Annotated in this window: 23 protein-coding genes and 1 pseudogene; 18 read left to right on the top strand and 6 right to left on the bottom strand. The window is 37.2% G+C overall.

From position 1 onward, the window contains the following. Window positions 1–85 precede the first annotated feature (85 nt). Window positions 86–1,828 (top strand): pyruvate oxidase, encoded by a 1,743-nt coding sequence (locus CNQ82_RS11925; protein ID WP_123145444.1) that lies wholly within the window; start codon window positions 86–88, stop codon window positions 1,826–1,828. 89 nt (window positions 1,829–1,917) lie between these two features. Here CNQ82_RS11925 and CNQ82_RS11920 read toward each other — a convergent pair whose 3' ends face one another. Further along, the gene (locus tag CNQ82_RS11920) at window positions 1,918–2,667 is read right to left on the bottom strand and encodes an amidohydrolase family protein (RefSeq protein WP_123145443.1); all 750 of its coding nucleotides are present in this window, start codon (window positions 2,665–2,667) and stop codon (window positions 1,918–1,920) included. Between the two features lie 123 nt (window positions 2,668–2,790). On the opposite strand from CNQ82_RS11920, the gene CNQ82_RS11915 reads away from it, so the two are divergent. The 4 genes from CNQ82_RS11915 to CNQ82_RS11900 all read left to right on the top strand — a co-directional run bounded on the left by CNQ82_RS11915 (window position 2,791) and on the right by CNQ82_RS11900 (window position 5,034). Then, window positions 2,791–3,348 carry a GNAT family N-acetyltransferase gene (locus tag CNQ82_RS11915; RefSeq protein WP_123145442.1) on the top strand — a complete coding sequence of 186 codons (558 nt, stop codon included), beginning with the start codon at window positions 2,791–2,793 and terminating at the stop codon, window positions 3,346–3,348. A gap of 82 nt (window positions 3,349–3,430) precedes the next feature. Continuing rightward, on the top strand, window positions 3,431–3,826 hold the full coding sequence (locus CNQ82_RS11910; RefSeq protein WP_123145441.1) for an acyl-CoA thioesterase: 396 nt from the start codon (window positions 3,431–3,433) through the stop codon (window positions 3,824–3,826). A gap of 169 nt (window positions 3,827–3,995) precedes the next feature. Further along, window positions 3,996–4,706, top strand: a complete 711-nt coding sequence (locus tag CNQ82_RS11905) for an AzlC family ABC transporter permease (RefSeq protein WP_123145440.1) — start codon at window positions 3,996–3,998, stop codon at window positions 4,704–4,706. A 1-nt stretch (window position 4,707) separates the two neighbouring features. After that, on the top strand, window positions 4,708–5,034 hold the full coding sequence (locus CNQ82_RS11900; RefSeq protein ID WP_095103517.1) for a branched-chain amino acid transporter permease: 327 nt from the start codon (window positions 4,708–4,710) through the stop codon (window positions 5,032–5,034). 12 nt (window positions 5,035–5,046) lie between these two features. Here CNQ82_RS11900 and CNQ82_RS11895 read toward each other — a convergent pair whose 3' ends face one another. Next, window positions 5,047–6,060, bottom strand: a complete 1,014-nt coding sequence (locus CNQ82_RS11895) for a HoxN/HupN/NixA family nickel/cobalt transporter (protein ID WP_123145439.1) — start codon at window positions 6,058–6,060, stop codon at window positions 5,047–5,049. A 273-nt stretch (window positions 6,061–6,333) separates the two neighbouring features. Between CNQ82_RS11895 and CNQ82_RS11890 the strand changes: the two genes are divergently transcribed. Further along, window positions 6,334–7,104, top strand: a complete 771-nt coding sequence (locus tag CNQ82_RS11890; RefSeq protein WP_123145438.1) for an alpha/beta fold hydrolase — start codon at window positions 6,334–6,336, stop codon at window positions 7,102–7,104. Window positions 7,105–7,177: 73 nt separating this feature from the next. After that, window positions 7,178–8,194 carry a LacI family DNA-binding transcriptional regulator gene (locus tag CNQ82_RS11885; protein WP_123145437.1) on the top strand — a complete coding sequence of 339 codons (1,017 nt, stop codon included), beginning with the start codon at window positions 7,178–7,180 and terminating at the stop codon, window positions 8,192–8,194. A gap of 147 nt (window positions 8,195–8,341) precedes the next feature. Here the strand turns inward: CNQ82_RS11885 and CNQ82_RS11880 are convergent, their stop codons facing one another. Next, window positions 8,342–8,902, bottom strand: a complete 561-nt coding sequence (locus CNQ82_RS11880; RefSeq protein WP_123145436.1) for a hypothetical protein — start codon at window positions 8,900–8,902, stop codon at window positions 8,342–8,344. 364 nt (window positions 8,903–9,266) lie between these two features. On the opposite strand from CNQ82_RS11880, the pseudogene CNQ82_RS11875 reads away from it, so the two are divergent. The 9 genes and pseudogenes from CNQ82_RS11875 to CNQ82_RS11840 all read left to right on the top strand — a co-directional run. After that, a pseudogene (locus CNQ82_RS11875) lies at window positions 9,267–9,833 on the top strand (PTS sugar transporter subunit IIC); the annotation flags it as partial. Between the two features lie 42 nt (window positions 9,834–9,875). Beyond that, the gene (gene sdaAB / locus CNQ82_RS11870; RefSeq protein ID WP_095103528.1) at window positions 9,876–10,553 is read left to right on the top strand and encodes an L-serine ammonia-lyase, iron-sulfur-dependent subunit beta; all 678 of its coding nucleotides are present in this window, start codon (window positions 9,876–9,878) and stop codon (window positions 10,551–10,553) included. Between the two features lie 12 nt (window positions 10,554–10,565). Further along, window positions 10,566–11,456, top strand: a complete 891-nt coding sequence (gene sdaAA / locus CNQ82_RS11865) for an L-serine ammonia-lyase, iron-sulfur-dependent, subunit alpha (protein WP_095103529.1) — start codon at window positions 10,566–10,568, stop codon at window positions 11,454–11,456. Window positions 11,457–11,648: 192 nt separating this feature from the next. Then, window positions 11,649–11,825, top strand: coding sequence for a hypothetical protein (locus CNQ82_RS13195; protein ID WP_164711973.1), 177 nt, complete (start codon window positions 11,649–11,651; stop codon window positions 11,823–11,825). 80 nt (window positions 11,826–11,905) lie between these two features. Further along, a complete protein-coding gene (locus tag CNQ82_RS11860; protein ID WP_123145434.1) occupies window positions 11,906–12,439 on the top strand; it encodes an NAD(P)H-dependent oxidoreductase in 534 nt (177 codons plus the stop codon). Between the two features lie 72 nt (window positions 12,440–12,511). Then, window positions 12,512–13,183, top strand: a complete 672-nt coding sequence (locus CNQ82_RS11855; protein ID WP_123145433.1) for an NAD(P)H-dependent oxidoreductase — start codon at window positions 12,512–12,514, stop codon at window positions 13,181–13,183. Window positions 13,184–13,392: 209 nt separating this feature from the next. After that, window positions 13,393–14,388: a D-2-hydroxyacid dehydrogenase gene (locus tag CNQ82_RS11850; protein WP_123145432.1), complete on the top strand. Its 996-nt coding sequence runs from the start codon at window positions 13,393–13,395 to the stop codon at window positions 14,386–14,388. 55 nt (window positions 14,389–14,443) lie between these two features. Beyond that, window positions 14,444–16,237, top strand: a complete 1,794-nt coding sequence (locus tag CNQ82_RS11845) for an ABC transporter ATP-binding protein (RefSeq protein WP_123145431.1) — start codon at window positions 14,444–14,446, stop codon at window positions 16,235–16,237. Beyond that, a complete protein-coding gene (locus CNQ82_RS11840; protein WP_123145430.1) occupies window positions 16,224–18,011 on the top strand; it encodes an ABC transporter ATP-binding protein in 1,788 nt (595 codons plus the stop codon). The genes CNQ82_RS11845 and CNQ82_RS11840 overlap by 14 nt, the downstream gene beginning before the upstream one ends. 485 nt (window positions 18,012–18,496) lie before the next feature. Here CNQ82_RS11840 and CNQ82_RS11835 read toward each other — a convergent pair whose 3' ends face one another. Further along, window positions 18,497–18,778, bottom strand: a complete 282-nt coding sequence (locus tag CNQ82_RS11835) for a GNAT family N-acetyltransferase (protein ID WP_123145429.1) — start codon at window positions 18,776–18,778, stop codon at window positions 18,497–18,499. A 283-nt stretch (window positions 18,779–19,061) separates the two neighbouring features. Here CNQ82_RS11835 and CNQ82_RS11830 point away from each other — a divergent pair, with 283 nt between their 5' ends. Next, window positions 19,062–20,084 carry a metal ABC transporter solute-binding protein, Zn/Mn family gene (locus CNQ82_RS11830; protein ID WP_123145682.1) on the top strand — a complete coding sequence of 341 codons (1,023 nt, stop codon included), beginning with the start codon at window positions 19,062–19,064 and terminating at the stop codon, window positions 20,082–20,084. Between the two features lie 50 nt (window positions 20,085–20,134). Here the strand turns inward: CNQ82_RS11830 and CNQ82_RS11825 are convergent, their stop codons facing one another. Next, entirely contained in the window at window positions 20,135–20,470 is a 336-nt protein-coding gene (locus CNQ82_RS11825) for a YbjQ family protein (protein ID WP_164711972.1), read from the bottom strand. 267 nt (window positions 20,471–20,737) lie between these two features. On the opposite strand from CNQ82_RS11825, the gene melB reads away from it, so the two are divergent. After that, window positions 20,738–22,165 carry a melibiose:sodium transporter MelB gene (melB, locus tag CNQ82_RS11820; RefSeq protein WP_123145428.1) on the top strand — a complete coding sequence of 476 codons (1,428 nt, stop codon included), beginning with the start codon at window positions 20,738–20,740 and terminating at the stop codon, window positions 22,163–22,165. 12 nt (window positions 22,166–22,177) lie between these two features. On the opposite strand, the gene CNQ82_RS11815 is transcribed toward melB, so the two are convergent. Further along, the gene (locus CNQ82_RS11815) at window positions 22,178–23,041 is read right to left on the bottom strand and encodes an AraC family transcriptional regulator (protein WP_123145427.1); all 864 of its coding nucleotides are present in this window, start codon (window positions 23,039–23,041) and stop codon (window positions 22,178–22,180) included. Window positions 23,042–23,098 lie beyond the last annotated feature (57 nt).

The following is a 23,098-nucleotide window of genomic DNA, read 5'->3' as shown; positions in this document are numbered from 1 at the left end:
ACACAAAAGCATAACGACTTTTCAAACGCTAAAGGGTAGTTTGAATTCAGTTAGTTTTTACAAATAGAAAGGGGCTATTTTTGAAATGGCAAAAATCAAAGCAAATCAAGCGCTTGTAGAAGCATTACTACAATGGGATGTTGATCACTTATATGGTATCCCAGGAGATTCTATCGATGCAGTTGTAGATAGTTTACGTACAGTTAGTGAACAAATTAAATTCTATCATGTACGTCATGAAGAAGTTGGAAGCTTAGCAGCTGCAGCTTATACAAAATTAACTGGTAAAATCGGGGTATCACTAGCAATTGGCGGACCTGGTGCAATTCACTTATTAAATGGTATGTACGACGCTAAAATGGACGGCGTACCTCAATTAGTACTTGTTGGCCAATCAAACAGTAACTTGCTTGGTACAAAAGCTTTCCAAGAAACTAACTTGCTAAGCCTATGTGAAGATGTATCTGTTTATAACAAACAAATTAATGAAAAAGATGACGATATCTTTGGCATCGTTAATGAAGCAATTAAAACAGCTTATGAGAAAAAAGGTGTGGCAACTTTAATCTTGCCTAACAACTTGTTAACTCGCAAAGTTAAAGATACAACTAACAAACCAGTTAACAAAAAACGCCCTACAATTCCAGCTCCAAACCCATCTAAAATCAAAAAAGCTGCTAAATTAATTAACAAAGCTAAAAAACCTGTATTATTAATGGGTACTGGTGCAAAACATGCTGGACCAGAAGTTGAAGCATTGATTAACAAAGCTAAAATTCCGACAATCATTACGTTACCTGCAAAAACAATCATTCCTGATGATCACCCATACAACTTAGGTAACTTAGGTAAAATCGGTACTAAAGCTTCTTATCAAGCAATACAAAACGCTGATTTATTAATCATGGTTGGTACTAACTATCCTTACGTTGACTACCTACCTAAGAAAAATATCAAAGCAGTACAAATCGACGTTGATCCTAAAGCAATCGGTCATCGTTTCAATGTTAACGCTGGTATTATCGGCGATGCTAAAATTGCTTTAACTGAATTAACTGATTTAGTTAAACCGGTTAAAACTCGTAAATTCTTAAATGAAGCATTAGACAATCTTAAAACTTGGAAAGAATGGATGCAAAAAGACCTTAATAATGATGCATTCCCAATTCGTCCAGAACACTTAATGCAAGTTATCAACAGAGAAGCAGACAATGATGCTGTTTACTCAATCGATGTTGGTACTTCAACAGTTTGGTCAACGCGTTACCTTAGCTTGAAACCAAGTAACGAATTCATCATTTCTAGTTGGTTAGGTACAATGGGTTGTGCTTTACCAGGTGCTATTGCATCAAACGTAGCATTCCCTAACCGCCAAGTTATCGGTATTGCTGGTGACGGTGCATTCCAAATGGTAATGCAAGACTTCGCAACTGCAGTTCAATATAATATGCCAATGGTTATCTTTGTTATGAACAACAAAGAATTAGCCTTCATTAAATATGAACAACAAGCAGCTGGTGAATTAGAATATGCTATCGATTTCTCTGAAATGGATATGGCTAAATATGCTGAAGCTTGTGGCGGTGCTGGTTACACATTAACTGATCCATCTGACATTGACACAGTTGTAGAAGCTGCATTCAAAGAAAATAGACCAACAATTGTTGATGTTCACGTTGATCCTAATGCTGCACCACTTCCAGGTAAAATCGTACCTGACGAAGCAATCAACTATGCTAAATGGGCATACAGATCAATCACTGAAGATAAAAAATTAGACTTAGATGAAATCCCACCATTATCAACAGCAGCTAAACGTTTCTTGTAATTTGAAACATTCATCTAAATAGAATATCCTATACCCTAGCTGAGTCGCTGGTTATGACTATCCCAATCATAATCAGCGGCTCTATTTTTTTACATATTTTCTTGATACCAATTTTGCGCGTTATGATAAAAAATATTACTGCAAGCTTCTTCATTAAAGGCATCTTGAATCTTTTTAACGTCATTCAGAGAAAAAGGTTGGGGTGCGCGCGTTGAGGGCAAGTCTGTACCGAACATCAACGCTTCAGAATTAACTGCATAAATTTGTTTCATGGTTTCAACTACATCTAGGTTACCGCGACTGAAACCTGTCGCTTTGACATGTAATCCATGGTCAACCAAATCTAATAATGTCGGCAGACCTTCCTTGGATAGTCCTAGATGGTCTATAGATACACGGGGTAAAGCTTTTATAGTATCTGCAATTTGCGACAATGTCTTAGCGTTTAAATAGAGTTCCGTATGCCAACCTGCCAATTCATAAATACGTTCAGAAAAATACCGCAGATTTTTCAAACTTTCTATACCGCCTCGCTGAATATTGAAACGCACAGCAGTAACGCCCTGTGATTTAAGCTTTAAGATTTCTTTATCTGACACATCAATAGGTAGTTGAGTTACTCCATAGAATCTGTTTCCTAATTTATTGAGTGTGTGAATTAAATATTGTTGATCGAATCCTTGAAAAGAACCAGAAACTACTGCGCCGCCTACGATATCAAACTTTTTAGTATCTTTTTTGTAATCTTTAATTAAATAATTAGGGGGCAAGTAACCTTGGTTTTCAATAATAGGATAACGATAATCAATAATGTGAAAATGTGAGTCAAATATTTTCATTGTGCAACCTCCAATTAAAGTATGTAATCTTCTAAGTTAAAGTCCGATTTAATATTGTAATATTCTGACAAATATTCTATAATCAACCTATTCATCATTAACACATAGAAATGAGGGGAAAGCATGCAAATTTCTTATATTCCTATTAATAATCAATTGAAATTAGTCCAACCAGAATTAATAATGGCAGAACAATTATTTCAAGTGATAGATGAAAATAGAGCGTATTTATCTAAGTACTTACCCTTTATCGATGATACCAATACAGTACAAGATGAAATTGAATTCATTAAATTGATGTTAGCACAACATGCAAGAGGGACAGGCCGCTTATTTTTTATTTTCTTAGAAAATGAATTAGTCGGAACGATTGATGTGCATCAAATTGACCAAACCCATCAGAAAGCGAGTATCGGTTATTGGCTAGCTCAAAAACACACAGGAAAAGGTATCATTACATGTTGCCTTCAAACCTTGTGCGACTTTGCTTTTAATACTTTGAAGTTAAACAAGTTAACTATAATTGCTAATGTAAAAAATCAGCCAAGCATCAGAGTGGCTGAACGTTGTGGCTTTACATATGTAGGGACAGATAAAGATGAGTTGTTCGAACGTGGTCAGTTTGAAGACTTTGCCCGCTATGCGTTATTGAAAAGAGAATTTCAAAAAGATACAAAATGAATTTTAAGATTAGCCCCTATCAACCATTCTTTAAAATTTTGCTATAATGACAAAGTAGAGATAAAAAAGGAGGGGTTGAGAAATGGAAGAGCGCAAACTTGCAGCTGAAGCTGAAATTGAAGTCAACGGATATGATATTGATGCTATGGGTATAGTAAGCAATATTGTGTATGTGCGTTGGTTTGAGGATTTGAGAACGATTTTTGTCAATAAACATATGAATGCTTCAGATATGTTGAAGCAGAATATTTCGCCGATTCTCATGCACACTGAAATAGATTACAAAGTACCGATTACTATTCATGATCGTCCTGTCGGTAAATGTTGGATTACTAAGATGAGCCGTTTAAAATGGACGTTTGAATTTGAAATCGCCTCTGGTGATAAGGTGCATGCTACTGGAAAACAATATGGCGGTTTCTATAATATTCAAGAACAGAAAATTACACCAGTTCCAGAAATCTTTAGAAACATTTAAGCATTATTTTATTTCGATAATAGGAAGCAGGTTTGAAGAGATACAGCTATTAGAGCGAACGCTTTGAGCCACCGCTCTTCATTTCACTATTCCTATAATATAGGTTGAGACATTCTTGCGTATATGTCTCAGCTCTTTTTTTACATATTTGAAAAGAGGCATGATAGAAATGACACAGAAGCAACATTCACATATTACCGCTTTAAAAGCGGCTTTCCCTCAAACGATTCCTATCTTTGCTGGATTCACCTTTATAGGTATGGCTTATGGTATTTATATGCATTCTTTAGGATTTCCTCCTATTTATGCCATGTTAATGAGTTTACTGATATTTGCGGGCTCTATGGAATTTGTAGCGGGTAGTTTATTGCTTGCGCCGTTTAATCCTTTCAGTGCTTTCATCTTAACTTTGATGTTGAATTCCAGACATCTGTTTTACGGTATTTCTATGTTGGATAAGTTTAAAGGGACAGGCGCTAAAAAACCTTATTTGATATTTGGAATGTGCGATGAAACATTTGTAATTAATAGTATGGCGAACATACCGAAGAATGTAGACCGTGGTTTGTTTATGTTCTATGTCACATTATTGAACCAATTGTATTGGTTTTTTGGAACTACTGTAGGCAGTTTGTTCGGTGTCATGATTAAGTTCGATACTAAGGGATTAGATTTTGTGATGGTAGCACTCTTTGTCGTTATCTTTTTAGAATCTTGGTTGAAAGAAAAGAATCATGTCAGTTCATTAATTGGATTAGTTATTCCTATCATCTGTTTGGTGCTATTCGGTCCTAATCAATTTATCTTGCCTTCTATGATTTTAATCGTAATTGTACTATCGCTTTTACGAGGTTATTTTGCTAGAAAGGGTGTGGCTTAAGATGACATTGACACAGCAAATTATTACAATCGGCGTCGTCGTATTAGGCACGATGTTAACACGTTTTCTGCCTTTCATGATTTTTTCTAAAAATAAAGAAACACCTAAATATGTGCAATATTTAGGTGCAGTTTTGCCAGCAGCTGTATTTGGTTTCTTAGTCGTTTATGCTTTACGCAAGACTCCTATTATGTCTGGCAGTCACGGAATTCCAGAATTGATTGCTATAGGTGTGCTGGTCGGCTTGCATCTGATCAAGCGTAATATGCTGATTTCTATTGCTGGAGGTACTATTGTCTATATGTTGCTAGTGCAATTAGTATTTTAAGCAGCTAGGGCTCTATGAGGAACTTTTTTCATCAAAGTGATTTAGTTTCCAAATCAAAGTTGATATGAACCAAGTTAAAATAAAGACGGCTACGAGAATATAGCCAATATAGTCAAATTTCATAGACTGAACAAGTTGCCAGAATGCACCTTGGAAGTGGAACTTATCACCCATAATTTGCAGCAATTCAATCATTCCGATTATAAGGGCAGCGATAACTGATACTGCAGTGATTGTGATATTATAGTAAATCTTGCGGACTGGATTTAGAAATGCCCAATTGTAGGCAGACTTCATTAAGATGCCATCTAAGGTGTCTAGTAGACTCATGCCTGCTGCAAATAGAATAGGCAAGGAAATAATGCCTATAAAGGAGATAGCATGCTGAGAAGCACCTGAAGACAATGCTAGTAAAGCAATTTCGCTCGCAGTGTCAAATCCTAAGCCGAATAAAAAGCCAAGCGGTAAAACATGCCAACTTTGGTTGATCAATTTGAAATATGGACCAATGAAGCGGGTAAAGAATCCTCTTGAATCTAACAACTGATCTAGCTCTTGATGGCTGACTTTCTGCTCTTTAAGTTTTGTAAATAATTTAACGAGTGACACTAAGATAATTAAATTTAAGATACCGATTAATAACAAGAAGACTCCAGAGACTATCGTACCAATTGTGCCGCCGATTTCTTGGAAATGAGGCAATTGACTTTTTGCCCAGTGGACGGAAATTCCAAGTAAAACTGCCATGATAAAGACCACAGTAGAATGTCCGATAGAAAAATAAAAACCTACGCCTGCGGGATCCTTTCTTTGCTGCAACAATTTACGCACTGTATTATCAATGGCCGCTATATGGTCTGCATCAAACGCATGTCTCAGGCCCAGCGTATAAGCAAGTAACCCCATGGCTAAAAGAATATGTGCATCTTTCGCAGCAATCCACAAGCATACAAAGCCGATAATATGAAGTAGGCAGACAATACTGACATATGGCAGCCAACTCCATTGTGAAAATTTAGTGTTCACATTATTCCTTCTTTCACGATTATTAGGTGAAATCCTTGATGTTATTTTTGAATTCTAATAATGTACCTAATATCAATCCATTTGTTAAACTTTATTAATTAAACAACAAAAGTAGTTTTTTTGTAGATGACTTTCTTATTTTAATCCTCCAATGAAGGTAATGTAAAATAATTACGATGACCTTTGGAGTTAATAAGCAAATGTGTGTATTTTCTATATTAGGTTGGGGTAAATAAAGTATAAACGACAAAATTGAGAGAGAGGTTGTTATTTGTGTCTGATATTAATTATATTTCATCATTCGACTCTACAAATTTATATGCCAAAATCAGTTTAGGGGAAAGTCCAATTGCGAATTTGATAGTGGTGCATGGCTTGACTGAAGAGTTGGATGATTACGATGAAGTAACAGCTTTCTTTAATGAATATGATTTTAATGTGATACGGTATGACCAACGTAGCCATTCTAATACTTCAGGAATTAAAGAATTACATGAGCGTATAGATATTTTAGTGGAAGATTTAAAAGCCGTAGTAGATTATGTGAAAAAGCAATTGCCGGGTGAAGTGTTTATATTAGGTCATGGTGTCGGAGGATCTATTGCAGCGATGTTCGGTATTAAGCATCCGGATGAAGTATTAGGCTTTGTATCTTGCGGAGGTTTATCTCCGACTGGACAACCTTTATTGAGAGATGATGCCGGAGATGAATCTTCTAATGAGGAAGAAGATAAGGGAATGGAAAGTGTACAAAAACAACGGATGATTCAAAATTTCCGCCAACGTCTGCATGAAATTCATATTAATTATAAGCAGTTTACTGATCGTGTACTGATTATGCATGGTGGGGACGACAAAGTAGTCAGTTCAGATGATGCCATTCAATTTTATAAAGAAGCAGATACTACACACAAATCTTTACGTATTTATGATGGCTTGAATCATGAGTTGCTGAATGTAACCTCCTATCGTGGTATGTTACTTTCAGATATTGTCAATTGGTTAGAGTTCGAATTGTCTTGTGTAGAACAAGATAATGAATAAAAAGTAAAGATTTAAGAGTGCGGGCAGTCTTAAAAGTTAATTTTCAGTAAAATAAAGTGAGGAAGTTTTTAAAATGAAAAAATCACAACCTACATTACATGATATTGCTAGAATTTCAGGTTTATCTATCGCAACGGTTAACAAGATATTGGAAGATAAGCGGCATGTAGCTAGTGATAGTGCCAGAGATAAAGTAGTAGAAGCATTAGAAATGCTCGGCTATGAACCGAGTCGTTATATACAATCTCTGAGAGGAGAGCAAACCAAGACGATTGCATTTATTATTCCAAGACATGATGCTTATTACGCTTCTATTATTGATGCAATTGAACATCAAGAAGGATCCGAATCTATTCGCATTATTGCAATGGCTTCAAATGAAAATGCAGCGCGTCAAGATGAATTAATTGATTGGTTTGTTTCCCAGCAAGTAGACGGTATCATTGTTTCTCCAGTGTCTGCACAGATGCGTATTGCACAGAGATGGCGTGATATTCCGATGCTGATTATTGATAACCATATAGAGGATGAATCTTTACCCTATATTGGATTGAATCATGAGGATTCAGCATACAAGGCAGCAGAGCACTTATTAAGACAGCAGCATAAAGTGATTGGTCTACTATTAGGCAATCCAGAAACCAGCACAGCTGCTGATAGCAGAATGGGGTATAAAGCTGCTTTGGAAGATTATGATTTAAGCATGGATGAACGTTTAATTACGTATCAATATACAGATTTAAGTATGAATGCGACTGAGAACTACGGCAGTGAAGCTGTCGAACAAGTATTCAATAGCGGTAAATTGCCGACTGCGCTTATTACTGCAAATCATGCTTTGTTAAACGGTGTTTTACATGCATTGCATCGTAAAGGATTGAAGGTACCAGAAGATATTGCAATTGTAACTTTAGAAGAAAACAGTTGGAATACAGCAACTCAACCTCAATTAACTGCTGTGGGTGTTGCTGCAAATGAAATCGGTGCTTCTATTTTTAAACAGTTGCAAAAATTCTTCGAAGGTGAAACTACTAAAATAAAATCAGATTGGCTGGTTTCTCAAGTGATAATTAGAGATTCAAGCCAATAAATATTTGAAATAAGAAAAGAACCAAAACGTTTGATGAAAGGGAAGTTAAACGTTTTGGTTCTTTTTGAATGTTAAGGGTTTTTGGGTGATATTAAGGATAAAATATACCGTTAAATTAGAAATAATACTTAAATTTTTAGTTGAGTTTTATTTCTTTATACTTTGTCTGCGTGTTTTAATCAACGCAATAGTTGAAACTACGATACCGATAATAATGGCTATGACAGCACCCTGTTCTGGATGGTCAACGTGTCCTGCTTCTGGCAAGTCAGAGTATGATGAGGCTTCGCTTTGAGATTTTGCGCTATCATCTTTCCCTGCTTGATTTTCATGAGTTGCTGCTGGTTGCTGCATCTCTTTCTTTTGAGTCGCTTGCTGGCTGTTGGTTGACTGATCAGCATTTGTTGAAACGCTTCCCTCTGTATTTGAATGGGTTCCTGCATTAGAGTTTGCAGTTTGCTTGAGAGGAGACGAAGCGGATTCATCTGTATTAGCGTCAGCCACGTGAGCTGAATTTGCGTAATCAGTGTTTTGCTTTGTCGTATCAGTGTTTGTAACCAAAGCGGATTGCTCAGCGGATTGTTGGTTTGAGATATCATTGCTTTCAGCAGCATTCATCACTCCAGACGTATTAGTAAATAATAAACCGCTTAATGCGATTGTAGAAACATGAAGCAAGCATTTCTTTGTACTTAACTTCATTACCATGCGAACAACACTCCTATTCCAAAATGAAAGTGTCTGGTCATCCATTGTTGTGATTTCGGTATGTTGGATCGGCAGGATGAGGTAGACAAAAAATATCAACCTATGAATGAAGAAAGTGATTAAGATAATAACTTATCAAATAATCTCTTCACTCTTAGCATTACACAGTTATGTTAAGAAGTATTTAAGGTGAGTTAAATATAGGATAAAGTTCGTAAATTTCAGTATATTAGAACTTTTTAGATGTCTATACAAGACAAACGCTTACAATGCCAAGGGATGTACTCGGTTTTCCCAACAAATTCTTGCAAATAGTTGGTTTAAACTTGATTTGCAAAGTGTTATAGTAGTCAACGGAAAATAAATCGGTGGTGCGATTACAGCAGTTGGAGACAATAACCCATATGCATTAGCAGTTATTTTAGGATTGATCATTCCAGTGGTAGGTATGACTCCTTTAAGTTCAATGGTATTAACAAGCTTGCTAGGATTAACTGGCGTTCCAATGGCAATCGGTGCATTAACATGTACAGGTGCTTCATTTGCGAACTTCATGTTATTCAGAGGATTGAAAATCGGTAATCTTGGTAAAGCGTTTGCCGTTGCAATTGAACCCCTTACTCAAATCGATACTATCGCCCAATATCCAATACAACTCTATGGTGCCAATGCGATTATAGGCGTATTCAATGCAATCATCGTTACTGCCGTTGGTTTAGTAATCAACGTAACGGGTATGGCTACACCAATAGCTGGTGCAGTTGTATTATTCGGTTTCAACAAACCAATCCCTAGTATTATCGGTATTGTTGCTGTTGCCATTACAAGTATTATACTTGGTTGGATCTTGGCTAAACTTATCAATAAAATCAATTTCAATAAACTTAGTGAAAAATTACCAGGACGTAAAACATCAACTCAAGCAAACTAATATTTCGTTTCTAACAAATAGATAAGGAGATGACTCTACGCTATGGCAAGAAAAAAGGATTTCCAGAGCGCATTTGATATCATCGGACCTGTAATGATGGGACCTTCTAGTTCACATACAGCAGGCGCAGTAAAAATTGGTAACGCAGGAAGAACAGTACTGCAAGGCGAACCAGAAAACATTGAAATTCATTACTATGAATCTTTCGCAAAAACACATTTAGGTCATGGTACTGACGTAGCTATCATTGGTGGATTATTAGGTTATAGTACCTTTGATGAACGTATTAAAAATTCAGTTGAAATTGCTAAAGATGAAGGTATTAAAATTAAATTTATCGAAGAATCAGGCAAAAGTTTAGGAGAACATCCTAACTGTGCGTTAATTAAAGCTGATAGCGGCGATCGTCACATTGAAGTGAACGGTATTTCAATCGGTGGCGGAACAATTAAAATTAAAAGTATTAACGTAAATGGTCAATGTATCTTAATGAACCATGGTTTACCTATTTTAGAAGTAGATGGGCCTACGGATAATGCTACAATTAATCATTTGATTAATGATTTAATTGAAAACGGTGCAGATATTAACGAAGAAATTAAGACGATCAATCAAGAAGGTTGCTTAATTGCAATGCACCTAAACAAAGCACTTAGCGAAGATGTATTAGATAAAATGAGAGAAAAATATAGCGACTTAAACTTTGCATATATTAAATAAAGAGGTGTAATTATGTTTGATACTATTCAAGAAATCATTGATTACTCGAATAAACATGACATGAGTTTCGCAGAAATTATGATCCAAGATGAGATGGAACGAAGCGGACAATCAAGAGAAGAAGTTCGTGAACAAATGAAACAAAACTTGGAAGTAATGCGCGACGCAGTTAAAAAAGGGACAACTGGCGAAGGCGTTAAAAGTGTAACAGGGTATACTGGTCAAGATGCCATTAAAATTAAAAACTATAATGAAAACAATCATTCACTTTCAGGTAATGAAATGATGCAAGCGGTTATGGGCGCAGTTGCAACTAACGAAGTGAATGCAGCAATGGGTATCATTTGTGCTACTCCTACAGCTGGTTCTTCAGGTACAATTCCTGGAACGTTGTTTAAATTAGAAGACACACATGGTCTAACAGAAGATCAAATGGTCGACTTCTTATTCTCAGCTTCAATTTGCGGCCGTGTTGTTGCAAACAATGCAAGTGTTGCAGGCGCAACAGGTGGTTGCCAAGCTGAAGTTGGTTCAGCATCAGCGATTGCAGCAGCATCAGCTGTTCAAATTTTCGGAGGCTCACCAGAAGCTTCTGGTCATGCTTTAGCCATTTCTTTAAGTAACTTGCTTGGTCTTGTATGTGACCCAGTAGCTGGTTTAGTTGAAATCCCTTGTGTAATGCGTAATGCAATCGGTTCAGGTAACGCATTGATTTCTGCTGACTTAGCATTAGCAGGTGTAGAAAGCAGAATTCCAGTTGATGAAGTTATCGAAGCAATGGGCAAAATCGGCCGTAACTTACCAGCAGAATTACGTGAAACTGGTTTAGGCGGATTAGCAGGTACTCCAACTGGTGAAGCGATTAAACGTAAAATCTTCGGCGACGCTGAAGTTAAGTCATAAGAGACATTGTAATGCGATTTGCATAAAACGATGTATTCAATCAGATAAAGATATTCAAAGAACTGAGACAATTTTGTCTCGGTTCTTTTTTTGTATTCTAGTAAAAATTATCAAATATTTCAAATAATTCGTAAAAATTGATTGAAAATTGTGACATTAATGGGTAAACTAGTCAAAAGGGGTTGATGAGATATGATACTTAGATTAGTTTTAATTTTAATTGCTTTTGTTGCAAACACTACACTGACTTATTATTTGGTAGATTTTGGGGAAGTTGTACAAAACTTTTTGAAATCAATGTCTATCAGTATGATTCTCGTCTTTATTTTTTACTATGCAAAGTTAATGATTGAATTAAAAGGGGAATAACGAAATATCAAATCAAAAATGAGATGGCTTGGGGAAGCCTCTCATTTTATTTTGCTTAAAAATAGAAAGGATGATTGAATATGTCTACGCTAGTGATTATTGCACATCCAGAGATACAATCTGCCCATGTTAATCAAACGTGGAAAGAAACTTTGCAGTCGCGTTCTGACTTAGTTACGGTTCATGATTTATATGAAACTTATCCAAATGGAGAAATTGATGTAGAGAAGGAACAACGATTACTATCTGAACATGATCATATTGTATTTCAGTATCCGATGTTTTGGATGAATTATCCTCCATTATTACAAAAGTGGTTTGACGAAGTATATACACATGGATTTGCTTTCGATGGTGGTGATGCTTTAAAAGGTAAACATTTTGCTTTAGCCATTTCTTGCGGTCAACCAGAAAATCATTATCAACATTCTGGTCCGATTGGTTATTCGATTGAGGAAGTTGTGATACCATTGAAAGCAGTTATAAATTTGGTAGGCGGCCATTACTATGGTATACATGCTATCTATAATACAGATGATATCGAAAACTTCGCTACTATTGCTGACAATGCAGACGCGTATATAAGATTTGTTGAGAAATTTGCTGAGCAATAAGAGAAACACATCCCTTTCAACTGAGAGAGGTGTATTCTATACTATGAATATCACTAATTAAGGAGAGGTTCCATGGATAACAAAGAGATGCGTCAAATTATTATAGACGCTTTTAATTTCAGACACGCAACAAAGCAATTTAATCCTGATAAAAAGGTGAGCGATGCTGATTTTCAAACAATTTTAGAAGCGGGTCGTTTGTCACCAAGTTCTATCGGCTCTGAGCCATGGCGTTTTGTCGTTGTACAAAATGAAGAGATGCGTGAAAAATTAAGAGAAGTTGCACCAGGTGCAATCGGCAAATTAGAAACAGCAAGTCATTTCGTGATTCTTCTTGCACGTAGAAATGTTAAAGCTGACTCTGAATATTTCAGACATATGTTGACTGATATTCAGAAAGTACCAGACGAAAAGCTTGAAGATATGGTTAAAGGCTTTACTTCTTTCCAAAATGACAACTTGAATCTTTATGAAAGCGAGCGTTCATTATGGGATTGGGCCAGCAAGCAAACGTACATTGCTTTAGGTAATATGATGACTGCAGCAGCATTATTAGGTGTAGATTCATGTCCAATGGAAGGGTTTAAAATGAAAGAAATGACTAAATTCCTTGAAGATGAAGGTATCATGAACTCAGAATACTTCTTACCTTCTGTAATGGTCGCATTCGGTTATCGTAAAGAAGACCCTAAACGTGATAAAACACGTCAATCACAAGATGAAGTTGTGGAATGGGTAATGTAAGTGACATCACATAGTTTGTCTGAGACTTTTTGAGGGGTACTCTTTTGATTGCTGACCTTTCAAGAGGTCTCTTTTTTACAGAAAAATTATCTGAATTTTGTGTCTGCTTATTTAGTTTGAATGTTATAATTAAGGTTATAAGCCTTTTTTTCCGAAAAGATAGATAGTGGGTTGTAAGTAAGAGGTATACATAGTAAGGGAGAGGTTAGATGGTTAAGATTAAAATGTATGATGTGGAAACGTATGAGGAACAATTTATTAAGGATTGGGTTCAAGCGCATAATGTGGAAGTGGATTATGAGCATGGGCCATTAACGAAAGAGAATGTTGAAGAAGTGAAGGGGTATGATGGCATTTCTTTAAGTCATAATGGGCCGTTCGACTCTGAATTGCTTGAGATATTAGCGTCTTATGGCATTAAGCAGATTGCCCAACGCAGTGCGGGATTTGATATGTATGATTTGGAGAAAGCGAAGGCAAATGGCATTTTGATTACGACAGTACCTAGTTACTCTCCAAGCTCGATTGCTGAATATGCTGTGATGGGTGCGTTGTATTTTGTCAGACAAGTTCCATTAGTGCAACAACGTGTGCAGGCGCATGATTTCAGATGGAAAGGCGATATTATGTCACGTACAGTCAAAGATTTGACGGTTGCGGTTATCGGCGTGGGTCGTATCGGTAGTATCTCAGCACGTTTATTCCATAGTTTTGGTTGCCGTGTGGTAGGCTATGATTTGGTGCGCCGTCCTGAAATGGAAGATATTGTGGATTATAAAGAGAGTATGCTGGATGCAATTACGCAAGCAGATATTGTAACATTGCATATTCCGGGCAATAAAGAGACATATCATTTATTTGATGATGAAGTCTTCCGTCATTTCAAAGCGCAAACGATTTTCGTTAATGCGGCACGTGGTATGGTCGTGGACACTCAAGCTTTCTTAAAGGCTTTGGATAGTGAGAAAATTGCGGGCGCGGTGATTGATACGTATGAAAATGAAGCGGAATATTATAGAAGAGATTATTCTGGAGAAGTAGTTCAAGATGAAGTGTTATTGCATCTGATTGAACGAGATGATGTATTAGTGTCGCCGCATATTGCGTTCTTTACAGGTGAAGCGGTTAAGAATTTAACCGAGGGCGGTTTGAATAGTACGCTTGAAGTCTTAAATACTGGAGATTCTGAATTCCGTATTAATTAAATATGATAGTTTATACGTTACACCAATATGAGATAAAAAGGGGGGGACGTGCTACGTGAAAGTATTTATCAATCTAAAGTGGTTTTTTAAACAGGAAAAGGCTAGATATTTATTAGGATTATTAGTCTTGTTAGGCATTGCGCTTGTGCAATTGGTACCGCCTCAAATTATTGGTAAGACCATCGATTTGATTGGCACAAAGAAATTGACAGGCCATGATTTACTGATTTATATGCTGTTATTAAGCGGTGCTGCGATTATGACTTATGTCTTACGGTATACATGGCGCGTGTTGATTTTCGGTACGAGTAATAAATTGGGCAAAATTCTACGCAATCGTTTATATGAGAAATATACTTCGATGAGTCCTTCATTTTTCCAACAGAGACGTACAGGAGATTTGATGGCGCATGCTACTAATGATATTAATGCCGTGCAAGGTGCAGCAGGGCCAGGTATTTTGATGATCAGTGATTCATTGATTACGGGAACTTCGATTCTGATTACGATGGCGATTACGGTTAATTGGAAGCTGACTTTGATTATCATGCTGCCGATGCCGATTTTAGTTATCTTAACGAGTTATTACGGACGCTTGATGAGTAAGGGATTCAAGAAGGCGCAAGCAGCGTTCAGTCGTTTGAATGATAAGACGCAAGAAAGTATTGCGGGTATTAAAGTAACGAAAACGATGGGTTATGAAAAGAGTGACCAGAAAGATTTCAAACATATTAGTGATGATGTAGTGCAGAAGAATTTGAAGGTCGCGCAAATTGATGCGTTATTTGATCCAACTATTATGCTGGTCATCGGAACAAGTTATTTCTTAGCGATTGTCTGCGGTTCATTTATGATCTTCCATGACACAATTTCGTTAGGACAGCTGATTACTGCAACTACTTATTTAGGTATGCTGGTATGGCCGTTGCTCGCTCTCGGCTTTTTCTTCAACATCATTCAACGCGGCAACGCCTCTTACGAACGTATTGATGATATTGTGAATACGCAAAATGAAATCGACACCTCTTATACGGTGGAAGGCTATCCTTCTGGAGATATTACTTTTAATATTGAAAGTTTCCGCTTCCCAGACGCAGAACATCCTGCGCTCAAAGAGGTTCATTTTACCATCAAAGAAGGCAGTACTGTGGGCATTGTCGGCAGAACAAGTTCAGGTAAGAGTACTTTATTACGCTTGCTGGTTCGTGAGTTTGATACGAAGCGCCCAGAAGACATTACCTATGGTGGTATTCCAATTCGTGATTATGAAATTCGCCATTTGCGTGCGATGTTCGGTTACGTTCCGCAAGATAATTTCCTATTCTCTACCACTATTAAGGAGAATATCGCCTTTGCGGACCCTGCCATGGAAGAAGAGAATGTTGCAAGCGCTGCACAATTAAGTTATATACATCACGATATACTAGACTTTCCGAAAGGGTATGACACAATTGTCGGCGAGCGCGGCGTTTCTTTATCCGGCGGTCAAAAACAACGTGTTTCCATTGCGCGTGCGGTCATACAGAATCCGCCAGTCTTGATATTTGATGATTCTTTATCTGCAGTCGATGCAGATACCGAAGAACATATTCTAGACAATATGCAGAATGAACGTCAAGGCAAGACGAATATTATAACTGCACATCGAATGAGTGCGGTGAGTCATGCTGATTTGATTATCGTGATGGATGAAGGTACTGTTGCTGAAAAAGGAACACATGAAGAACTGCTGCACAATCAAGGTTGGTATGCCCAAACTTACCAATCGCAACAATTACGTGACGAACTGACACGTAACCTCGATGATATCACGCAAGAGGAAGGGGATGATTCTAATGCCGAGACATAATAAAGCGCATTACGATTATCAATTAAGCGCACGAGATCAATGGCGTGTCTTAATGCGCTTAATCCGTTATACCTTCCCATTCAAATGGATGATTGCGGCAGCTTTCGGTATGTTGGCGATTTCTACAGCAGCGAGTGTAGCCACGCCTTATATCGTGAAAGTATTCATCGACGATTATTTGACACCGAGACACTTTCCGCAACACGAAATTATCTGGCTCGTAGTCATCTTTATCGTTATTGAACTTGTAGGAGCGATTACGACCTATATTAATATCTACATGTTCCAAAACTTTGCCTTTAAGATTATTCAACAACTCAGAATTGATGCTTTCGACAAAATCGGCAATCTCGGTATGAAATACTTCGATGAGGTGCCAAGCGGCAGTATCGTTTCTCGACTGACTAATGATACCGAAGCGATTGTAGACATGTTTACAGGCGTATTTGCCTCATTCTTGATGGCCCTTTTCACCGTGATTTCCAGTTTCATCATGATGTTCATCTTAGATGTCAGACTGGCCCTCATGGCGCTGTTATTCATGCCGATTATCATCTTAGTGCTCGCACTCTACCGTAAATACGCTTCCCTCTTTTTCGCGGAAGCGAGAGAAAGACTTTCCAGCTTGAATGCGAAACTGGCGGAATCTATCGAAGGCATTCGGATGATTCAAGTCTTTAACCAGGAAAAAAGACTGCAGGAAGAGTTTGCAGAAATTAATGAGGAGTACTACCAATATAATCTGAAGACCATTCGCTTGGACGGATTATTATTACGACCTGCCATCGGGATGTTAAGCATCTTTGCAACAGTGATGATACTGAGTTATTTCGGTTTATTAAGCTTTTCATCCACTGTGACTGCAGGGGTTGTTTATGCCTTTGTACAATATATGCAACGTTTCTTTGAACCCATCAACCAGGTCAGCCAGAATTTAAATATCTTCCAGCAAGCCTTAGTAGCAGCGAATCGTGTATTTGCACTGCTGGATAATGATACCTTAGAGCCGAAACAAGAAGCGGTGGCAGACCATCTCATTACAAACGGTAAAATAGAATTCAAAGATGTCACGTTCAGTTATGATGGTGAACATAACGTATTGAAACATATTACATTCACTGCTAATCCAGGAGAAACAGTAGCCTTAGTAGGTCATACCGGATCAGGGAAAAGTACGATTATCAACTTATTTATGCGTTTTTATGAATTTCAGCATGGAGAAATCTGTGTGGACGGTCATTCTATCAAGACAATTCCTAAAGAAGATTTGAAACGTAAAGTTGGTTTAGTATTGCAAGATCCCTTTATTTTCTATGGAACAATATTTACGAATATCAAATTGTATCATCCTACGATGACCTTTGAACAAGTGAAAGATGCGGCTGAATTTGTTCATGCCGATCGCTTCATCAATCAACTGCCTGACCAATATAATCACAAAGTAGTGGAAAAAGGAAGCGCCTTTTCAAGTGGGGAACGCCAATTGATCGCCTTTGCCAGAACGATGGCTATCGACCCTAAAATTTTGATACTCGATGAAGCGACTGCTTATATTGATTCAGAGACAGAAGAACAAATTCAAGATTCTCTCAAAGTGATGCGCAAAGGACGGACCACTTTAGCCATTGCGCATCGCCTGTCAACGATACAAGACGCCGATCAGATTTTAGTATTGAATAAAGGCGAAATAGTCGAACGCGGTACACACGAAACACTATTGAAACAAAAAGGAATATACTATAATATGTTCCTGTTACAAAACGGGCAACATTGAGAATATAGGGGAGCGGGATAGAAATAATTTTGTTTAATAATTATTTCTGCTTCTCTCCTTCTTTCGTATTGAGGTAAGAATTTGTCTGAATATAACTTGAGGGAGAGGGGTGGGAGTGGGATATTGGCCAAGATGAGCGGCAACATGTCCAATAAACGAATATATTGGCCAAGATTGCAGTGAACGTGTCCAATAAATGGATATATTGGCCAAGAATGCGGTGAACGTGTCCAATAAACAGATATATTGGCCAAGAATGCGGTGAACGTGTCCAATAAACAGATATATTGGCCAAGATGAGCGGCAATGTGTCCAATAAATCCGCAACACTCTCTATATAAACACTCGATAATCATACATCGCATCTCCAGAGTCTGACACAACAACAATAAAGCCCCCTACAAAGTTTTCACTTTTCAAGTGTCTGCTTTATAGAGGGCTTATTAGAATATCTCAATTTATTTTACTTTATATTACTTATGTGATTATTCTTTGTTAGCATAAAATTGTTGGAATTCTGGAAAATGATTAATGATATTTCTTGCATATGAACTTGTACAAGTTATCTTCAAACCATTTTCATTAGCGTAATCTATTACTTTTTCAACCAATTTGGTCCCCATCCCTTGGTTGCCTAAAGTATCACTTACAGCTGCATAATGAATATCAATTGTTTGATCATTCACCTTTCGAAATTGAATAATAGCGTCTGGTTGATCGACATCCCCGATGTAAAATTGATTTTCACCCTTCTGTAAATCTGTCATACTTTACCCCTTCTTTACTTAATTTTAATTACATATTAAATATTACAGTAAAAGAAAAGGGGAGACAATAAAATAAAGGCTTTTTCGTCTTTTTTCTCAGAATTTTTTTAAAAATAAAAAAGAAATAAAGAGCACAATATTTCAGAAATAGGAATAAAATTAAGTAAGAAAAAATTCAGAATACTAGGAATCTAAAAGATTTGTCGAATACCATTGCAATTTACTGAGAGAAAGGGTATAGTTTAAACCATAATGATTACGATTTGGAGGGACTAATGTGAAAATGAAAAAGGCATTATTCATTTTGTTATCTCTTGTCTTAACTGTAGCTTTAGCAGCTTGCGGTAACGGCGGCAATGATAAAGACAGCGGCAGTAAAGATAAGAAGAAAGAATACAGTGAAAACCATAAGATGAAAATCAATACAACAGTATTTGCTTTCCAAAGCTTTGCAGAGCAAATCGGCGGTAAATATGTAGATGTAAAATCAATCTACCCACCTGGTTCAGACATACATAATTTCGAACCAACTCAAAAAGAAATCTTGAATATCTCAAAAGGTGATTTATTCATCTATACAGATAAAGATATGGATCCAGCAGCAGGTAAAATTGCGAAAACAATTAAAAATAAAGATGACGTATTGTCATTAACTAAAGGCATCAGCAAAAAAGACCTTCTTCCTGGTGAAGAACATGAACACGAACATGGCGACCACGAAGAACATGGTGAAGACCACGAACATGAGCATGAACACGGTGAAGAACACCATCATCATGGTAAATACGATCCACATATTTGGTTAGATCCAGTTATCGACCAAAAATTCGCTAAAGAAATTAAAGACGAATTAGTTAAGAAAGACCCAGACCACAAAGATTACTATGAAAAGAACTTCAAAAAATTAGACAAAGATATCGCAAATGTTGATAAAGATATGAAACAAGTATCTAAAGACAAAAAACGTGATAAAGTCATCATTTCTCATGATTCATTATCATACTTAGCAAAACGTTATAACTTCGAACAAGAAGGCGTTAACGGTATGAACAATGATGAACCAAGTCAAAAAGAAATTTTAGGCATCGTAGACGAAGTTAAAAAATCTAAACAACCATACGTATTGTATGAACAAAATATTCCATCTAAAGTAACTGACATCATCAGAAAAGAAACAAATACAAAACCATTAAGCTTCCATAACTTGTCAGTATTGACTAAAGATGAAGCTAAAGACAAAGATATTACTTATCAATCATTGATGAAGAAAAATATCGAAACGTTGAAAAAAGCTTTAGATGAATAATATTAATAAAGAAGGATCGGGACAAATCAATGTCTCGATCCTTTTTTACTTTAAATATGTCTTATTTTTACTGCTGTGCCATATGCCACTACACTCGATGTCGTCTCGCTGATTTCATTAGAATCAAAGCGCATCGCAACGACTGCATCAGCCCCTTTTTCAACAGCAGCTTCTTGCAAGCGATAAATCGCTTCCGCCCGTGCATTTTCTAACATTTGCGTGTAACTTTTAATTTCCCCTCCGAAAATATTTTTAATAGAGGCCCCGAAATCTGAAACCGCATCTCTAGACTGTACCGTAATACCGAAAACCTCTCCAATCGTTTCAACAATCTCGTAATTAGCAATTTGATCACTAGTTACGACTAAAATTGACGTATTGCTCATTTATATCACTCTCCAATTATTATTTTTCAATCTTATTGTAGCTAATTTCACCTACGAGATACATTAATCATGCGCTGTCTCAATCACCTAATAAATTCATTTTAAAAAGTGGAAACAAATCATCGGTAAATGGAAACATAATGCTATGTATAAAAATAAAAGCAAGTGTTAACGTTTACATTAAGAAAGCATAAACAGAAATGACTTCGAAGATGCACTGATTATACAGCATCTAGACATAACAAACTATAGATAGAGGTGGAAAGATTGGAAAGGAAATTAACACGCTTTGAGAAATATGCATTCGGGTTCGGAACAGTAGGGAAAGATGCGATTTTTAATATTGTCAGTTTATTTCTGATGTTCTATATCACTGACATTGTCGGATTGTCTCCGGCATTTGTCGGTATTCTCTTTTTTGCAGCGCGTATTTGGGATGCTATTAATGATCCGATTATGGGTATGGTAGTCGATAACACGCACAACCGCTTCGGCAAATTTAAAACTTGGCTGGTCATCGGTACGCTCATCAACGCAGGTATTACTGTCCTGCTCTTCACTAATTTCAATCTGCCGGGCAACGGGATGTATATCTATATTTCAATCATGTACATCATTTGGGGCATGACTTATACCATCATGGATATTCCATATTGGTCATGGTTGCCAAACTTTACGAATAACCCGAGAGAACGTGAAGAAGTAGCAGTCGTTCCGAGATTCTTCGCCAGCTTTGCTGCATTTGTTATCGGGAGTTTCGGACTTTTCTTTATCCATCGACTCGATGACGCACTCCAACATCCATTTAAAGGCGCAGGCATGTTTGCACTTGCAGTGATTTGCAGCATTACCTTTCTAATCACGATCGGCATCACCGTATTTTGTGTGCATGAAGACACTGAAATTGAACGCCAGAATACCATTAAAGTACATTTTAAAGATTTATGGCGCATTCTTTTCAGAAATAAAGAATTGTTGGCCATTATCGGAGTAATTCTAGCCTTTAATCTCTGCGGACAAATGATTAATGGCATTATTCTTTATTATTTCAAATATGTTGCCGGTGTGGAAAGATTATTCTCTGTATTTAATACGATGATTCTGATTGAGATGGTGTCACTATTGATTTTCCCTTACTTAGTTAAAAAAGTAGGGCGCAGTGCTGTCTTCAATTATGCTGTGTTCGGAATTGTCAGCGGGCTTATCATTATCCTAGCAGCCGGATTTATAGCACCGCATGCAGCTATCTGGGTCATCATCGGAGGCGCTTGTATTCGCTTCGGCACAGGGACTTTAGTCGGTATCAATACCGTAGCTTTAGCCGATGTAATTGATTACAGCGAAGTGAAATTCGGACAACGTAATGAAAGTGTTATTACCTCAACGCAAACCTTTTTAGTCAAACTCGCACAAGCCTTTGCAGGATTGAGTGTCGGCGTCGGTCTATCGCTCATCGGTTACACACCGAATGTAGCGCAAACTGCTGAAACCGTTTGGGGAATCCGTATCGGCATGGTAGGGATTCCGCTGTTTTTTATCTTACTTTGCAGTCTGCTCTATCATAAAGCTTTCAATTTGAAAGGTGACTTCTTGAAAGATATTGAGAAGACTTTGGAATATAAACGCAAACGTGAACAACGTACACCGATTCACCATGAAACACCCACCGAAGAAAAGGTAACCTTCCAAGAGTAAAGGGTTTGGAAATCAGGACGGTTTTGTGTCATCAGCATGCAGTTTACTGTAAATATTCCGATATTCAGAAGTGTTCATATTAAAATGACGCTTAAAGGCACGCGAAAAAATAAGTGGGTCATGATGGTAACCTACCATTTCAGCAATCGCATAAATCGGTTCCTGCGTATGTATTAAATGTTGAGAAGCATGATACATACGCAGGTGATGGAGGTAATCTTTGGGTGAAGTATTAAAGTACTTGCGGAAGGTTTTATAGAGATAACTGCGACTGACATTCGCAGCATCAGCAATCTTATTAACAGAGATAGCATGTTTATAATTCTGATTCATAAATTGCAGGGCAATCTGAACTTTTGGATCGACTTCCGGTTCCGTGTATGTAAATTTTTTCGGAAAGGTCTTCTGCAAGTCATACAACAATTCGAAGACATACTGATTCAATTTAATATCATCCGATTTCTCAATTTGCATACGTTCTGCAGTGTGACAAATCTTCTGTATTACCCGGGAAATATCAGCAATATTTTGCTGCTGCATGACCACGTTATCTACAATACTCGAGCGTGATAAATAATTTAAAGCTTGTTTCCCGCTGAGACCTATCCAGAAATACGTCCAAGGATTATTTTTAGCAGCCGTGTAACTGACTTCCATTCCTTCTTTTAATAAAAAAATATCACCTTTCTCTAGATGATACGTACGTCCTTGATATCGGAAAGTTCCGGTGCCGTGAGTAATCACGTGCAATACAGCGGTCTTAGTGACTGTATAGGTATAGCCGACATTCGGCGTACCCAACTCAATACCGCATTCATCGATATTAAACTCAAAATTTTCTTTGACAAATTTTTTCCAGAGCAACTGCACAACCATCACTCTCTTTCTCTTGTGATAACCCTATTATAACATGCAGCTGCTATAAAAATTATT

The sequence above is a fragment of the Staphylococcus debuckii genome (assembly GCF_003718735.1).
Classification (GTDB): domain Bacteria; phylum Bacillota; class Bacilli; order Staphylococcales; family Staphylococcaceae; genus Staphylococcus; species Staphylococcus debuckii.
Note: the sequence above shows the minus strand (reverse complement) of the source record. Positions and strands in the feature narration are given on the sequence as shown.

Bases quoted from the DNA above. Each gene is read 5' to 3' on its own strand.
- CNQ82_RS11925 (WP_123145444.1), top strand. From the start codon at position 86: ATGGCAAAAATCAAAGCAAATCAAGCGCTTGTAGAAGCATTACTACAA.
- CNQ82_RS11920 (WP_123145443.1), bottom strand. From the start codon at position 2,667: ATGAAAATATTTGACTCACATTTTCACATTATTGATTATCGTTATCCT.
- CNQ82_RS11915 (WP_123145442.1), top strand. From the start codon at position 2,791: ATGCAAATTTCTTATATTCCTATTAATAATCAATTGAAATTAGTCCAA.
- CNQ82_RS11910 (WP_123145441.1), top strand. From the start codon at position 3,431: ATGGAAGAGCGCAAACTTGCAGCTGAAGCTGAAATTGAAGTCAACGGA.
- CNQ82_RS11905 (WP_123145440.1), top strand. From the start codon at position 3,996: ATGACACAGAAGCAACATTCACATATTACCGCTTTAAAAGCGGCTTTC.
- CNQ82_RS11900 (WP_095103517.1), top strand. From the start codon at position 4,708: ATGACATTGACACAGCAAATTATTACAATCGGCGTCGTCGTATTAGGC.
- CNQ82_RS11885 (WP_123145437.1), top strand. From the start codon at position 7,178: ATGAAAAAATCACAACCTACATTACATGATATTGCTAGAATTTCAGGT.
- CNQ82_RS11880 (WP_123145436.1), bottom strand. From the start codon at position 8,902: ATGGTAATGAAGTTAAGTACAAAGAAATGCTTGCTTCATGTTTCTACA.
- sdaAB (WP_095103528.1), top strand. From the start codon at position 9,876: ATGGCAAGAAAAAAGGATTTCCAGAGCGCATTTGATATCATCGGACCT.
- sdaAA (WP_095103529.1), top strand. From the start codon at position 10,566: ATGTTTGATACTATTCAAGAAATCATTGATTACTCGAATAAACATGAC.
- CNQ82_RS13195 (WP_164711973.1), top strand. From the start codon at position 11,649: ATGATACTTAGATTAGTTTTAATTTTAATTGCTTTTGTTGCAAACACT.
- CNQ82_RS11860 (WP_123145434.1), top strand. From the start codon at position 11,906: ATGTCTACGCTAGTGATTATTGCACATCCAGAGATACAATCTGCCCAT.
- CNQ82_RS11855 (WP_123145433.1), top strand. From the start codon at position 12,512: ATGGATAACAAAGAGATGCGTCAAATTATTATAGACGCTTTTAATTTC.
- CNQ82_RS11850 (WP_123145432.1), top strand. From the start codon at position 13,393: ATGGTTAAGATTAAAATGTATGATGTGGAAACGTATGAGGAACAATTT.
- CNQ82_RS11840 (WP_123145430.1), top strand. From the start codon at position 16,224: ATGCCGAGACATAATAAAGCGCATTACGATTATCAATTAAGCGCACGA.
- CNQ82_RS11835 (WP_123145429.1), bottom strand. From the start codon at position 18,778: ATGACAGATTTACAGAAGGGTGAAAATCAATTTTACATCGGGGATGTC.
- CNQ82_RS11830 (WP_123145682.1), top strand. From the start codon at position 19,062: ATGAAAAAGGCATTATTCATTTTGTTATCTCTTGTCTTAACTGTAGCT.
- CNQ82_RS11825 (WP_164711972.1), bottom strand. From the start codon at position 20,470: ATGAGCAATACGTCAATTTTAGTCGTAACTAGTGATCAAATTGCTAAT.
- CNQ82_RS11815 (WP_123145427.1), bottom strand. From the start codon at position 23,041: ATGGTTGTGCAGTTGCTCTGGAAAAAATTTGTCAAAGAAAATTTTGAG.